This is a genomic window from Streptomyces otsuchiensis (genome assembly GCF_004305975.1).
In the GTDB taxonomy this organism is placed as follows: Bacteria; Actinomycetota; Actinomycetes; order Streptomycetales; family Streptomycetaceae; genus Streptomyces; species Streptomyces otsuchiensis.
Window position 1 is genome coordinate 1 of the sequence record NZ_BHZI01000162.1, and the last position, 13,834, is coordinate 13,834.

General features: G+C 68.2%; 12 protein-coding genes. 9 read left to right on the top strand and 3 right to left on the bottom strand.

The window, feature by feature from the left end; translation table 11 throughout:
- Positions 1-387: 387 nt before the first annotated feature.
- On the bottom strand, positions 388-1,569 hold the full coding sequence (locus E0D90_RS16405; protein WP_103501498.1) for a glutathione-independent formaldehyde dehydrogenase: 1,182 nt from the start codon (positions 1,567-1,569) through the stop codon (positions 388-390).
- A gap of 205 nt (positions 1,570-1,774) precedes the next feature.
- Between E0D90_RS16405 and E0D90_RS16410 the strand changes: the two genes are divergently transcribed.
- Positions 1,775-2,302 (top strand): flavoprotein, encoded by a 528-nt coding sequence (locus E0D90_RS16410; RefSeq protein ID WP_103501505.1) that lies wholly within the window; start codon positions 1,775-1,777, stop codon positions 2,300-2,302.
- A 385-nt stretch (positions 2,303-2,687) separates the two neighbouring features.
- Here E0D90_RS16410 and E0D90_RS16415 read toward each other — a convergent pair whose 3' ends face one another.
- Positions 2,688-4,112: an endo-1,4-beta-xylanase gene (locus E0D90_RS16415; RefSeq protein ID WP_130799035.1), complete on the bottom strand. Its 1,425-nt coding sequence runs from the start codon at positions 4,110-4,112 to the stop codon at positions 2,688-2,690.
- Between the two features lie 1,017 nt (positions 4,113-5,129).
- Here E0D90_RS16415 and E0D90_RS16420 point away from each other — a divergent pair.
- From E0D90_RS16420 to E0D90_RS16455, 8 genes are all read left to right on the top strand, one after another.
- Positions 5,130-6,599 (top strand): non-reducing end alpha-L-arabinofuranosidase family hydrolase, encoded by a 1,470-nt coding sequence (locus E0D90_RS16420; RefSeq protein ID WP_130799037.1) that lies wholly within the window; start codon positions 5,130-5,132, stop codon positions 6,597-6,599.
- Positions 6,600-6,896: 297 nt separating this feature from the next.
- Positions 6,897-7,523 carry a hypothetical protein gene (locus tag E0D90_RS16425; protein ID WP_130799039.1) on the top strand — a complete coding sequence of 209 codons (627 nt, stop codon included), beginning with the start codon at positions 6,897-6,899 and terminating at the stop codon, positions 7,521-7,523.
- Positions 7,524-7,562: 39 nt separating this feature from the next.
- A complete protein-coding gene (locus tag E0D90_RS16430; RefSeq protein WP_103501502.1) occupies positions 7,563-7,850 on the top strand; it encodes a hypothetical protein in 288 nt (95 codons plus the stop codon).
- 25 nt (positions 7,851-7,875) lie between these two features.
- A complete protein-coding gene (locus tag E0D90_RS16435; RefSeq protein ID WP_157996874.1) occupies positions 7,876-9,102 on the top strand; it encodes a putative T7SS-secreted protein in 1,227 nt (408 codons plus the stop codon).
- Positions 9,103-9,234: 132 nt separating this feature from the next.
- A complete protein-coding gene (locus E0D90_RS16440) occupies positions 9,235-9,741 on the top strand; it encodes a hypothetical protein (RefSeq protein ID WP_130799043.1) in 507 nt (168 codons plus the stop codon).
- Positions 9,742-10,839: 1,098 nt separating this feature from the next.
- Positions 10,840-11,349 (top strand): hypothetical protein, encoded by a 510-nt coding sequence (locus E0D90_RS16445; protein ID WP_130799045.1) that lies wholly within the window; start codon positions 10,840-10,842, stop codon positions 11,347-11,349.
- A 510-nt stretch (positions 11,350-11,859) separates the two neighbouring features.
- Positions 11,860-12,399, top strand: coding sequence for a hypothetical protein (locus tag E0D90_RS16450; protein WP_130799046.1), 540 nt, complete (start codon positions 11,860-11,862; stop codon positions 12,397-12,399).
- On the top strand, positions 12,396-12,992 hold the full coding sequence (locus E0D90_RS16455) for a hypothetical protein (protein ID WP_130799047.1): 597 nt from the start codon (positions 12,396-12,398) through the stop codon (positions 12,990-12,992). Before E0D90_RS16450 ends, E0D90_RS16455 begins: the two co-directional genes overlap by 4 nt.
- A gap of 77 nt (positions 12,993-13,069) precedes the next feature.
- Here E0D90_RS16455 and E0D90_RS16460 read toward each other — a convergent pair.
- Positions 13,070-13,834, bottom strand: a 765-nt coding sequence (locus E0D90_RS16460) for a 4'-phosphopantetheinyl transferase family protein (RefSeq protein WP_307721150.1), incomplete at its 5' end; no start/stop codon positions are given.

The following is a 13,834-nucleotide window of genomic DNA, read 5'->3' on the forward strand; positions in this document are numbered from 1 at the left end:
GCGGGGTGCGGGGCCTGCGATGGGGGTGCGTCCGGGCCGCGACCGTCGTGGCCCGGACGGCGCGTGGAACGGTGCGCACCGGCGGTGCGCGGCCCTGGCGAGGTGGTGCTGGAACGGCTGTTCCCCCAGAGGGTCGAGCGGCTGACGTGATCTGTTCGTTATGCGCCTGCCCCACTCCCCGCCGGGTATCCATGCGGATTTCAGCCGTTGGTGACGGGGCGGCCCGGCCGGTGCTGGTGCCGGTGCCGGGCGCGGGTGCGCACACGCGCACCGGCCGTCCACGTCGCGGGGACGTGGACGGCCGGCTGGTGGCCTGGTCCGTGCGTCGCGCCTGCGCGACGCGACGCGCGAGCGCGGCTGTACTCGCCGGGCCGGATGGCCGGAGGCTCAGACTCCGGCCATGGTGCGGCGGGAGCTGCCGCCGTTGCTGCTCGTCTCGGCAGGCTTGAGGAGCACCTTGGTCCAGCCCTCCTCGCGCTTGTCGAACCGGTCGTACGCTTCCGGCGCGTCCGCCAGCGGCAGATGCTGCGAGACCACGAAGGACGGCTTCGCGCGACCGGCGATGATCATGTCCCGCAGCTGGCGGTTGTAGGACTTCACATTGGCCTGGCCGGTGCCCATCCGCTGGCCCTTCTCGAAGAAGCGGCCCATCGAGAAGGTCAGCTGACCGTGCTGGGCGTTCTCCGTGGGCCCGCCCGGGTCCGCCGGGACGTACAGGCCGATCACGCCGAGCATGCCCGTGGGGCGGACCGCCTCGACCAGCGTGTTCAGCACCGTCGCGGGCTGCTCGTCGCCCGCCGCGACCGTCGCCTGGTAGCCGACGGCGTCGATGCCCTTGTCACAGCCCTCACCGCGGGTCATCGCCTTGATCTGCTCGGCGGCGTCGCCCTGCGTGTAGTCGACCGGTGTGGCGCCGATCTGCGCCGCCAGGCGCAGCCGGTCCGGTACCCGGTCCACGACGAAGACGCGCGAGGCGCCGCGCAGCATCGAGGAGTAGGCGGCCATCAGGCCGACCGGCCCGGCGCCGAACACGCACACCGAGTCGCCGGGGGAGACGTCCGCCAGTTCCGCGCCGTGGTAGCCGGTCGGGAAGATGTCGGCCAGCAGCGCGAAGTCGTCCTCGTGCTCCTCGCCCGGGGGGAGCACCAGACAGTTGAAGTCCGCGAACGGAACGCGCAGGTACTCCGCCTGGCCGCCCTTGTACGGGCCCATCGAGACGTAGCCGTACGCGCCACCCGCGAACCCCTCGTTCACCGTCAGGCAGAAGCCGGTGCGGCCCGCCAGGCAGTTCTTGCAGAATCCGCACGCGACGTTGAAGGGCATGACGACGCGGTCGCCCTTCTTGACCTGGACCACTCCGGAGCCGACCTCGGTGACGATGCCCATGTTCTCGTGGCCGAAGACGATGCCGGGCTCGGCGCCCGTGCGTCCCTCGTACATGTGCAGGTCGGAGCCGCATATGCACGAGGTCGTGATCTTGACGATCACGTCGGTCGGCGCCTCCACCCTTGGGTCGTCGACCTCCTCGACCGCAACCGAATAGGCCCCCTGGTAGACAACCGCTTTCATCGTTCCTCCTCCGGTGCAGGTACCTGCGACGGCGGGACGCCGTCGCATTCCGGAACCGGCGGGTGCCCCTCGCGAAGTGGGCTAAACGGTGGATATGGGACGCGTTGTCGCTCCGGTCTGGGGCGGGGACGACTGCGGCGCCCGTTCGTGACAGTTCCGTCCCCGGACTTGCGCGGTGCCGCGTCGGCAGTGTGGACTCATGGGCATGTCCCGGGTCCTGTACCTCATAGCCACCGCCGCCGGCCCGACCCAGTACGTGGACCGCGGCGTGCGCGCCGCGCAGGAAGCCGACTGGGACGTCTGCCTGGTCTTCTCCCCGATCGCCGCCACCTGGTGGTGGCGCCGCATGGAGGAGCTGGAGGCGCTGACCGGCCACCCGGTGCGCCACCGGTACCCGGAGCCGGGCGAGGCCGAGCCCGATGTCCCGCGCGCCGACGCCATGCTCGTCGCACCGCTGACCACCACCAGTCTGTGCCGCTGGGGGGCCGGAATCACCGACTCACTCTCCCTCGGCCTGCCCGCCGAGGCCGTGCACCTGGGCACCCCGGTCGTCGCGATGCCGTACTGGAGCACCGCCATCGGCACCCAGCCCGCCGTCCCCCGGGCCGTCGCCACTCTGCGTGAGCAGGGCGTGCGCGTCCTCCTCGGCGAGGACGGATTCCAGCCCCACCACCCCCGGGCCGACGACCCCGCCAGCTACCCGTGGAAGCGCGCCATCGACGCCCTGGGCTGAGACGGGCGGGGCATGCGGGAGCCGCGCGTGCCCCGGGCCCTGCCGCCGCTGGGGGACGTGCGCGTGCCGCTCGTCTGACTCGGGGCGTTTCCGCGTCCGCCCTCGCCACCGGATCGGCGGTGGAGGCGCCCCGCACCTCCACCGCCTTGCCGCCGTTGCCATCGCCCCGGAAGCACCGGGCGCCCATGTCCTCCGCCGCGGTCTCGGCGGGTGCCGACAGCGCCTGAGCCGGCCCGGTCATCACCGGAGTGAGCGGGCCGCCGGTCGCCGTGACCGCCGCCGGCGCGGCGGTGAACCGGCACCGCCATCGAGGCCGGCGCGGGGGGCCGGGAGACCCGTACCGCAGGTCCTCATCGGTTCACCCCATCGCCGGCGGCAGACCCCGTCAGGTGAGGGTCCAGTGCTGGTTTCCGCCGTTCCAGCAGGAGTAGAGCTGGATCAGGGCGCCGTTGCCGGAGCCCGCGGCGTCGAGGCAGAGGCCGGACTGGACGCCGACGATGGAGCCGTCGGAGTTCACGCGCCACTTCTGGTTGTCGCCGCCCCAGCAGCTGTAGATCTGGACCCTGGCGCCGTTGCCGGTGCCGCCGGCGTCCAGGCACTTGTCGCCGTAGACCCTGAGTTCACCCGACGCGGTGTGCGACCACTGCTGGTTGGTGGCGCTGTGACAGTCCCACAGCTGAACCTGGGTGCCGTCGGCGGTGGCCGCGTTGGGTACGTCCAGGCACCGGCCCGAACCGACGCCCCGGAGCTGCCCACCCGACGGAGGCGGCGTTGTGGAGCCGCCGTTGAGTGCGTTGAGGACGCCGTTGTAGGCGGGCTTCTTGCTGCCGTCGCCGTTGAACAGCAGCGGCGTGTGGTGCGATCGCCAGGAGTCGGTGTCGCGTACACCCCAGACGGTGATGCCGACGCAGCGCGCGACTGCCAGACAGTCGTTGACCACGTTGGCGTAGGTCGTGGGCGAGGCGCCCTGGATGTCGAGTTCGGTGACGGACACATCGACGCCGAGGGCGGCGAAACTCTGCAGGGTGGTACGGAAGTTGCTGTTGTAGGGGCTGCCGTCGTTGAAGTGCGCCTGGAACCCGACGCAGTCGATCGGGACGCCGCGCTGCTTGAAGTCCCGCACCATGGAGTACATGGCCTGGGTCTTGGCCGCGTTCCAGTTCTCCACGTTGTAGTCGTTGTAGCAGAGCTTGGCGGCCGGATCGGCCGCGCGCGCGGCGCGGAAGGCGACCTCGATCCAGTCGTTGCCGGAGCGCTGCAGGTTGGAGTCCCGCCGGGCCCCCGAACCACCGTCCTCGAAGGCCTCGTTCACGACGTCCCACTCGACGATCTTGCCTCGGTAGTGGCTCATCACGCCGTTGATGTGCTCGACCATCGCCTGGCGCAGCGCGCCACCGCTCAGGTTCTGCATCCAGCCGGGCTGCTGGGAGTGCCAGGCGAGGGTGTGGCCGCGCACCTGCTTGCCGTTCTGCACCGCCCAGTTGTAGACCCGGTCACCGGCGGTGAAGTTGAACTGGCCCCGCTGGGGTTGCAGGGCGTCGATCTTCATCTCGTTCTCGGCCGTCACCGAGTTGAACTCGCGGTTCGCGATCGTCGAGTACGTCGAGTCGTTCAGCCTGTTCGCGGCGATGGCGACGCCGAAGTAGCGACCACTCTGCTTCGCCGCGGCGCCGAGCGTGCTCTCGGCGGCCTGCGCGCTCGACGGCGCGGCCAGCGCGCCGACCAGGCCGAGGACGCCGACGACCAGGACCGTCAGCAGAGCGCGGAATGTTCGGCGGACGGCGGGTGGGGATACGGCATACGAGCCCATGACTGTGCCTCCAGGATCGACATCACGGAAGGACCGAAGTGCAACGGAAGACGTCGTCCGCTCCCACACGGCAGGCGGACGAGGCGGGCCGGAATCCGGGCAGGACGGGATCACCGGAAACGATGGGCGCGCGCGGGGCGGCGGGTTCGGCGGGAACGGTGCGCGAGACCGGCGCCAGGCCGTAGTGGTCGACCACGGCCGCGCGTACCGGACGCGGGGCCGTGGCGTGGTTTCGGCAGAGGCATGGGGGTACTCCATCGCGGCTCAGCCGGGGGCCGCCACGCGGCGTCGCGGACCTCTCCACCTGTGCGAAGAGCCGGGATGCGCTGGTGCGAACCTCACCGGATCGGAAACGGGGTGGCGCGGGTGCTGTGGTACGCGGTGCTGCCGTGCGGCACAGATGGCAGGGGCGCACTGTTCGGCATTTCGAACCGTGACGGCCCTCTCAGAAAGGGAGATTGAGGGATCGACGGTGGATCGTCAACTCCCTGTGCACAGATAGTTTTCGTGTCTTGCCCGAAACTTTCCGGAAGCCCGGCGACTCGGATGGGGAGCCGCTGCCTTCCCCGGTGCCGCCGTCGGCTGATGCCGTGGACGGGGTGCGGAGAAAGGCTCGAACCAGCACGTCGGAGCGGTCATGCTGCCCTGAGGTGGCGGGGTCGGTGCTCCGGCCGGGCGCGTGAGGTCGAGTGCCGTCCGGCGCCGGGCGTACTCGCTCCGGCCCGAAGGAGAGGCGCTGTTTATGGACAGATCGGTGCCGGGCCTTGACCGGGAGGTCCCATGTTCCTAGCTTGTCGCGTCAAGGAGTCCGTGAAGTTTCGTAAGTTTTTCGGTAACTGACGCTTCCCGCCCTCTCCCGTCCCGGTCCACGGCGAAGCGCTCCGGTCAGAGGGTCCAGCGCACCAGCTCTTCGGCACACGCGGCCGTCTTCGAACCTCTCCCGTACCCGACCCCCGGGCGGCCGTTCCGCGTTCATCGGGGTCACCTCATCCCCGACCCCAGAAAGGGGAGCCTCTGATGTGGTTTCGCCGTCCGTCCCCGCTCCGCCCGAGACGCCTGATCGCCGTCCTCGCGCCCTTCCTGCTCGTGGCCACCTTCCTCGGCGCCCAGCCCGCCGGCGCGGCGACCGTGGACCCCGACGCCTCGTATGTGCTGGTCAACCGCAACAGCGGCAAGGCCCTGGACGTCCACAACCGGGCGACCAACGACGGAGCCCGCATCACCCAGTGGACCAGGAACGATCAGAGCCAGCAGCAGTGGCGGTTCGTCGACTCCGGCAACGGCTACTACCGCATCGAGTCCCGCCACTCCGGCAAGGTCCTGGACGTCCACAACTGGTCGACCGCGAACGGCGGCTCGATCGTCCAGTGGACCGACCAGAACGCCACCAACCAGCAGTGGCGGCTGGCCGACAGCCCGGACGGCCACGTGAGGCTCATTTCGCGCCACAGCAACAAGGCCCTCGAAGTACAGGGCGGCTCCACCGCCGACAACGCGAACGTCGTCCAGTACGACGACTGGAGCGGCGCCAACCAGCAGTGGCGGCTCGTCAAGGTCGGTGACGGCAGCAGCCCCGGCCCGTGCGCTCTTCCCTCGACCTACCGCTGGACGTCAACGGGCGCGCTGGCACAGCCCCGGTCGGGATGGGTCTCGCTCAAGGACTTCACCGTCGTCCCCTACAACGGCCGGCAGCTCGTCTACGCGACGACGCACGACACCGGGACGCGCTGGGGCTCGATGAACTTCAGCCTGTTCGGCAACTGGTCCGAGATGGCCTCGGCCGGCCAGAACGCGATGTCCGCCGCGACGGTCGCGCCCACGCTCTTCTACTTCGCGCCGAAGAACGTCTGGGTGCTCGCCTACCAGTGGGGCAGGACCTCCTTCTCCTACCGGACGTCGAGCGACCCCACCAACCCCAACGGCTGGTCAGCCGAGCAGGAGCTCTTCTCCGGACGGATCTCCGACTCCGACACCGGGCCCATCGACCAGACGCTCATCGCCGACGACACGCACATGTACCTGTTCTTCGCCGGTGACAACGGCAGGATCTACCGGACCAGCATGCCGATCGGGAACTTCCCGAGCAGCTTCGGCGCCAGCTCAACAGTGATCATGAGCGATACGACCAACAACCTGTTCGAAGCCCCGCAGGTCTACAAGCTGCAGGGCGAGAACCGCTACCTCATGATCGTCGAGGCGATCGGCTCGCAGGGCCGCTACTTCCGCTCGTTCACCGCCACCAGCCTGAACGGCACGTGGACGCCCCAGGCCGCGACCGAGAGCAATCCCTTCGCGGGCAAGGCCAACAGCGGCGCCACCTGGACCAACGACATCAGCCACGGTGAACTGCTCCGCACCAGCGCCGATCAGACCATGACCGTCGACCCCTGCAACCTCCAGCTCCTCTACCAGGGACGCAGTCCCAACTCCGGCGGCGAGTACGGCCTCCTCCCGTACCGTCCGGGGCTGCTGACACTGCAGCGCTGACGGCGGGAGACGGGTCCGGCTCCGGCACGGAGCGGGCGCGGCGGGCTCGGCGGGCTCGGCGGAATGCCGAGCCCGCCGCGTCACGCGTTGACGTCCGGACTCCCACCTGCGACGGGGGGCGGGGTCGAGCGACGCTCAGCGGCCTGAGGGGCGTCCCGCTCAAGTCAGCGGCCGTCGAAGCCCCCGCCAGGAGTGGGCGCTTGTTCCGCGCGGAGAGGGGCGAACCAACTTGCGGCGTGCTGCCCCTGACCGGAGAATGTTCCGGTTCGGAAAACAAGAATGACGGGGGATCAGGCAGTGACGGATGTCACCGAGGGGTCGGCCGGTGCGTCGACGGGTCAGCCGCTCGCCTACCGGCTCATCACACCACTGGAGTGGTACCGGATCCCCCTGGCCGAGCAGGCCACGCGGGATCGCTCTGTCCAGGCACTGGTCGACCGCACCTGTCCGAACCGTGACGAGGACGCCGCGCGGCGCCGTGAACTCTCCGAGTTCATCGGCAATCTGGCGTCCAAGGCGGCATTCGACGGCGGCCTGGAGCTTTATCTGTCGCAGCAGGCGGTGCTGGGAGTCCCCGTGCCCGCCTCGCTGGTGGTCCAGGTCGAGGCGCCGGACCACCCGGGCCTTCACGCCCCGGCCGCGGTCATCGCCGAGGCGCAGCGCCTTGAACACCCCGACGCCGAGGTCGGCGTCGTCGAACTGTCGACGGGGGAGGCAGTGCGGGTGCGGCGACGGGACGCGTTCGAGGGGGATGAAGACATCCAACTGCCTGACGGGCGCGCCAGCACCATCGTGACGTACATCGTGCCGATCCCGGACTCGGACGCGCATCTGGTCCTCGCGTTCAGCACGCCGCTGGAGGAACTGGCCGAGGCACTGGTCGAGGTGTTCGACGCGGTCGCCGGATCGCTCAGCTGGAAGTAGGGGCGTCAAGGGCGCTCGCGCGCAGGGGAGGGGCGGTCGATGACTGAGCAGGATTTCTCGATCAGGTACACCGAGATCAGCGAACTCGGTGAGGGGCTGAGCGTGGTCGCAGAGGAGCTGGACGCGTCGGAGCGGATCGCGGACGACCACGGCGACCACGTCAGCAACAGCATGCTCGCCGAGGCGCTGGAGAGCTTCGCGAGCAACTGGTCGGACAAGCGACAGGAACTCGTGGACGACATCAGGGGGATCGCCGCGTTCGCGCAGGCCGCCGGGGACACCTTCCAGGGCCTCGATCTCGAACTCGAAGACGCCACAAAGGAATAAGGGAACGGCGGGGGCACGGCTCACCATGAGAGCACGCGACTGGGCACCACTGACGGACGACGGCAAGGATCCCGTGCCGGGCGACTGGGAGGAGGTCAAGTTCGCCGCCCAGCAGTACCGGGGGATGGCCGACCTCATCCGCCGCTGCAGCGACACCCTGGACTCAGTCGACGAGGAGAGCGCGACCTGGACGGGGAATTCCGCCAAGGTCTTCCGTGAGATGGCGACCGACCTCGGCGACCGGGTCGGCAAGGCTCACGGCCGGTACGACGCCACCGCCGAGGCGCTGGAGGAGTACTGGCCCAAGCTGGAAGCGGCGCAGGAGGACAGCGAGGAACTGCGGAAGCAGGCCGCCGGTCACCAGGAGACCCTGGACACCTACCTGCCGCTCGCGTCGGCGGCCGAGGACGAGGAATCCGAGGGCCACGACCGGCTGGGAGAATACGAGGAACAGTGTGAGACGGCCGCGTCGTGCATCTCCGCACTGCGAGTCCAGCTCGCCGAAGTGGTCGCCGCCAAGAACGCGGCGGCACGCAAAGCCGCCGAAGCGATCAACGACTTCATCAAGAACGACGGACTGAAGAACAGCAGCAATTTCTGGAAGGGATTCCAGGAAGTCCTCGGGAAGATCGGCAAATGGGCCGGTGAGTTTGCGGGCTTCTGTGGAGTCCTCGCCCTTCTCTTCGGCTGGCTTCCGATCGCGGGTCAGATGCTTGCTTTTGCGGCGATTGTCGGAACCGCAATCTCCTTGGTCGCAAACCTGGTCAATGGAAACTGGAAGGGTGCCGTGCTGGACACTCTCGGGCTTCTCGCTCCGGGGATCGGTCGTGCGGTTGGGAAGATGGCAACTGCCACGGGTAGGTCCAACGTTCTCCGCGGATACCAGGCTGTTCATCAGCAAGGCAAGGGGGTAGCCAACAAGGCGGCACGTCATCGGAACGCGCGGGAAATGATGGGTGGAACAAGGACGCAACTGCGGAAGGCGGCGGAGAGTGCCGATTTGGAGGCGCCGCGTAACCTCTCTCGTTTCTCGCACGAGACTGCGCGCGGAGTCGCGGACCAGTTTGCTTTTCGAGGGGTGGGACCGAGTCCCGGTGGCGTCGTCCACCGTGCTGGAGACGTCGTGCCGTTGGTGCGTAGCGGACAGTATGCCTTGGCCACTTCCACTACCGTCGCACACGGTGGCTACGCGGCGGTCAACGCGGGGGGTGGCGTGCTGGCGGCCAACTCCGCCGGGCTGATTGATTTGTGAGATGCCGCCGTGGTGGCTACGCGCGAGGTGGGGCAGCGGAGGATGGCGATTCCGGTTTGCGCAGGAGTAGAATGACGTATTTGTTCCATGCCGAGTCGGCAGTGACCTCCCGGCGGAAAAGGAAGAGTGGCGATGGCTATTTCTGACCCTAGGCAGAGTAAGACCGCTGCAATAGCCACCGCGTGTGTTCTCCCTTTTCTGGTGATGTCCGGTGTGTTAACTGTCAAGCAGGGGGACGGTCTGGTCGCGCTGTCTCGCGCCTGGCCCGGTGGCGAGGTCGGGTTTCTGTCCACGCTCGCTTTTGTAGTCACGTGTTGCGTGGTGGTCTCAGGGGCCATGGCATTGATGCATGCCTGGCCGGAGCGAACTCCGGGGCGGTTTCGCATCTCGGGTCGCGCGCGCTTCCTTTCAGCCATGGCCTCGGGCGGCGTCGCCGCGCTGCTCGCCGGACCCATGGCGACGACGTTGACCCGCCCCGGGCAGGCCCCCTCGGGCTGCGATGACTTCGTGTTCCGATGCCATGTGCTAAGTGAGGCCCCCGAGGCGGTCGGCGTTTGGCTGGGAGTCATGTTGGTGACCGGCCTGCTCGGCTCTCTGGGGCTGTACCGGACACTGGGTCGCACCCGACGCACGCAATGAGGCTCAGCGCTCAGTACGGCAGCGGCCGCAACGCCGGTGGCCTACGGCGGTTGTGCGGCGACCTATGTGGCGTACGGAGTGCTGGGTGCTGATTCGGCGCGTGTATCTCGCCTCAGGTTGACGTCGGAGGATGTCGTGGCGCGGGGTGCATAGTGTTCGTTTCGGGTTATCTGGCTCTACTGTCGTCAAGTGATAAGGTGAGTTTGGCGATGTGGGTCTATCTGCGTCACGGCGGCGGGAAGGTGCTGCTGTCGGCGGTTTCGCGTTCCCGTTTCTTGTTGCGTCGTCGCTCTTTACAGTGAACTATGGGCTAGAAATGGCGGATTGGGCGCGTGACTGGCGGCTGGGTCCCGCGTGGTTCCTCGTCATACTTGCATTCATCTCCACCTTTCTGGTGGTCCTCTGTGCCGCAATGTGCATGATGCATGCCAGGCCAGAGAGGACCCCGGAGTCCTTGCGGTTGCCCGGGCGCGTTCGGGTCGCGGGTGCTCTCGTTTTCGGCGCTGCCGGCGCTGCGTTGGCCGTTCCTACAGCGACGTTGATCGGCCGTCCGGGCCGGGGTGAGCCTGATTGCGAGGTGTTGGTTTTCAGGTGTCGTATCGTGGAGGAGGTGCCGGAAGCCATCGGTCTGACGCTGACGGTGACTCTGGCCACGCTTCTTGTGGGATCTGCCGCTGTATATCTGATCCTCGGCCGAGAACGGCAGCAGTAGGAAGGCCAGACTCTCTCCGTGCCCGTGATGTAGGCCGTCCTCGGGGTCAATGCGGCTGATGCGGTGAACGCCGCTCCCAGTGGGTTGTCGAGTGTGACCAGGGAGACGGTCAAGGGAATCGGCGACCAGTTCGCCCGTCGGGGTGGTGGGCCAAGCCTGACGGGGATGATGGACAGGGCCGGTGATGTTGCGCCGTTGATGCGCAGCGGGCAGTATGCGCTCGCCGCGTCGACTACTGCGGCACACGGTGGATACGCCATGACGCATGCTGTTGGTGGCCTACTTGCGGGGAACACCCTTCAAGAATGGGTCTGAGGTCCTCTTGTTCGGTGGGAAATGGATGACTCGTCGTCCGAGATGGCGATTGTTGAAGAGGATGGATTGTCGTGGAGCTTTCGGAGGCCGAGCAGCGCAAGCTGAACGCAAAGATGCTGAAGGTGATGCTTCCTGGCTTGGTGGCCTCCGGCACCGGGTCCTGGTACTTTCGGGATGACTTGGTGGTGCTCTCGCAGAGTTGGCCGGGTGGGGTCATGGGTTTCATGCTGACCGTGGTGGTGTTGGGTGGTACGTCCATTGGCTCCTTGTGCGGTTTGGTGTGCATGGAAGTCGCGCCGGAGCGAACGGTTTCCTGGCTGCGGATGCCGTCACCAGTCCGCGTCGTCGCCCTCGTCGTGTCGCTGGTCACTCTGTTCATGACGCTGGTACCCATTCTCGCCGCCATGTCGGGTCGTGGAGGTGTGGACTGCGACACGAGCGCCCTCTACTGCTACCTGCGGGATGAGGAGCCATCCGTCCTGCCCGTGATCTGGATTGTCTACGGTGTCACCACGGCTGTGGGCCTGGCATGTGTGTACTTCTTCACCGCACGCGAGCGCGAAGAAGTCGATGGCTGTTGACCGGTAAGAATGCGGGGACGTGTCACGCATGAACAGGTCGGAGGAGGAAGGGCTGTCCGGGTGCCTTCGCACTCAGTCGAGGTCTCTATCGTGCCGGATGCACATGCCACGCCGTGCTGGTCCGGGCTCCTCCATTCTGAATTGTGGTGTCAAAGTCTGTCCAGTTAGGCAAGAGAGTTGGACGTGAAGTAGTGGGAATGCCTGAATCGCAGCAGCGGAAAGGTGCTGCGGCCGGGTCGCGGAGGCTCTCTTTTTCGCCGCTGTCGGCGCTGCGTTGGCCGTTCCGGCAGCGACGTGTTGGCTTCAGGTGTCGCATTGTGGAGGAGGTGCCGGCAGTCATCGGTCTGACGCCGACGGTGGCCCTGGCCACGCTTCTCGTGGGATCTGCCGCCGTGTATCTGATCCTCGGCCGATAGCGGTAGCAGTAAGCAGACCAAGTTCTCTCGCTGTGCAGGCGATGAGATGCCGAGATCGTCCGTCGCGGACGGTGTGCGGCACGACTGGAGGCACGTGGAGTTTTCCGAGGCCGAGCAGCGCAGGCTGAGCGCCAATATGGGGAAGGTGGTGGTCCCTGGGTTTGTCGGAGCCGCAGCGGCAGCGTGGTACTGGGGCGAAGACGTGTTGGCCTTCGCCCAGAACTGGCCGGGCGGGGTCGCGCATTTCATGGTGACCACCATGGTGTTGTGCGGTGCGTCGCTCGCGACCTCGTGTGCTCTGGCGTGTATGCACATCATGCCGGAGCGGACGGTCCCCTGGCTGCGGATGCCGGGAATTGTGCACGTCGTGGCTCTCGTGGTGTCGCTGGTCACGCATTTTGTGACGCTGGTGCCGGTATTCCTTGCGATGTCGGGACGTGGCGATGTCAACTGCGATATCGGTGTCATCTACTGCCATCTGCGTGAGGAGGAGCCGTCCGTCCTGCCCCTGATGTGGGTTGCCTTCGGGGTCACCACAGCGGTGGGCATGGCAGCTGTGTACTTCTTCACCGCACGTGAGCGGGTAGGCAGCGATGATGGTCCGGGCGAAAGCCCAGGAAGGGCAGAGGGATGACGGACTACACGGGCAGCTTCCCGTTCAGGGAGCCCGAGTGGATTCAGCTGATGGTGGGCGACCGGGACGGGGCGGAGGCCGCGGCGCGGGAGATCGTGGAGCGGGGCGGCGAGGAGGACGGCGCGTACGCCCAGGCCGTCTATCCGGAACTGGAAACGGTGTGCCGGAAGGCGGTGGAGCGGGGCGGGGCGCCGGTGGCGGTCATGGTGCCGGAAGTGCGGCCGTCGAGTCCGCCGTTCGTCGTCGCGACCGCGTTCATGGTGCTGGAGGAGCCGCCGGAGGAGGGCCGGGAGCTGGAGGTGTTGTCGCTGCTGATGAAGAAGCAGCGCCCGTACCACTTCCGGCCTCCCGAGGTGGCCACGGTGGAACTGCCGCTCGGCCCGGCGGTGAGGGTCCGCGAGGTGTGCGTGGACGGTGAGACGCCCGACGGGCGGGAGTTGCTGGTGGAGTCCGTGACGTACTACGTGCTCAGCCCGAAATTCCCCGAGGGCGTGCTCCAGTTCACTGTCAGCTGGACCTCCCTCGGTCTGGGGGCCGGTCTGGCCGCCACCGCCGAGGAGATGGCCGCGGGGCTGGTTCTTCGCGAGAGGTGAGGGACGACGGCGTGAGGCGGGCGGCCCGCGCCGTCGCCCCCGGCTGGTGGGCGACGGCGCGGAGGGCCGGTTGCCGGTCACGGTGGTTCCGGCGTCGGGTCGGTGCGCAGGGCCACGGCGGCGTAGTGGGTGCCGGGGACGGTGACCGGGGTGACGGTCCAGCCGGGAAGCGGTGCCGGGACGGCGCCGCTGCCGACGTAGTGGCCGTCCGGGTTGTCGGACAGACCGATGCCGAGTCCCTTGAGGTAGGCCTCCTTTCGGGTCCAGACGCGGGCGAAGGCGTGCCTGCGCTCGGTCGGGTCGAGCACGGCGATCTCGGCGGCCTCCCGGGGGTGGAGCACCTCGGCGGCCTCGGCGACGGTCCGTGCGCTGGGCAGCGCCTCGATGTCGACGCCGACCGGGGCTGCGGCGAAGGCCAGCAGGCTGAGGTCGCCGCAGTGGGAGAGCGAGAAGTGCAGGGGCGGGTTGCCGGGGACGATCGGCCGGCCGTGCGGCAGACCGCAGCCCGGGCACGGGGCCCGCGCGATGGTGACGGCGGCCGGTCCGCGGTCCAGGTAGCCGCCGAGCAGCCGGCGCAGCGCCACGTGGGCGGACAGGTAGCTGGCCCGGTCGCCGGTGTGGAGGAACTCCGCTGCGCGTGCCTGCTCCTGGGCGTCCAGTACCCGTGCGGCTTGTGCCGTGGCGCTCTCGCGGTGTTCGGCGGTGTCGACCAGCCAGAGGTCGGCGCAGCCGGGTCGGGGACGGCCGGCTCCGGTGGCCCGGCCCTGGCCGGGGGCCAGGACGGTGGGCCGCGGCGGTGCCGGGCGGGTCGGCCCGGCCGCCGGGAGGCGGCCGGGCCGACC

What these genes read in the sequence shown, in the direction of transcription:
- E0D90_RS16430 (WP_103501502.1), top strand. Translation starts at nt 7,563, where the DNA reads ATGACTGAGCAGGATTTCTCGATCAGGTACACCGAGATCAGCGAACTC.
- E0D90_RS16420 (WP_130799037.1), top strand. Translation starts at nt 5,130, where the DNA reads ATGTGGTTTCGCCGTCCGTCCCCGCTCCGCCCGAGACGCCTGATCGCC.
- E0D90_RS16415 (WP_130799035.1), bottom strand. Translation starts at nt 4,112, where the DNA reads ATGGGCTCGTATGCCGTATCCCCACCCGCCGTCCGCCGAACATTCCGC.
- E0D90_RS16410 (WP_103501505.1), top strand. Translation starts at nt 1,775, where the DNA reads ATGTCCCGGGTCCTGTACCTCATAGCCACCGCCGCCGGCCCGACCCAG.
- E0D90_RS16440 (WP_130799043.1), top strand. Translation starts at nt 9,235, where the DNA reads ATGGCTATTTCTGACCCTAGGCAGAGTAAGACCGCTGCAATAGCCACC.
- E0D90_RS16405 (WP_103501498.1), bottom strand. Translation starts at nt 1,569, where the DNA reads ATGAAAGCGGTTGTCTACCAGGGGGCCTATTCGGTTGCGGTCGAGGAG.
- E0D90_RS16435 (WP_157996874.1), top strand. Translation starts at nt 7,876, where the DNA reads ATGAGAGCACGCGACTGGGCACCACTGACGGACGACGGCAAGGATCCC.
- E0D90_RS16455 (WP_130799047.1), top strand. Translation starts at nt 12,396, where the DNA reads ATGACGGACTACACGGGCAGCTTCCCGTTCAGGGAGCCCGAGTGGATT.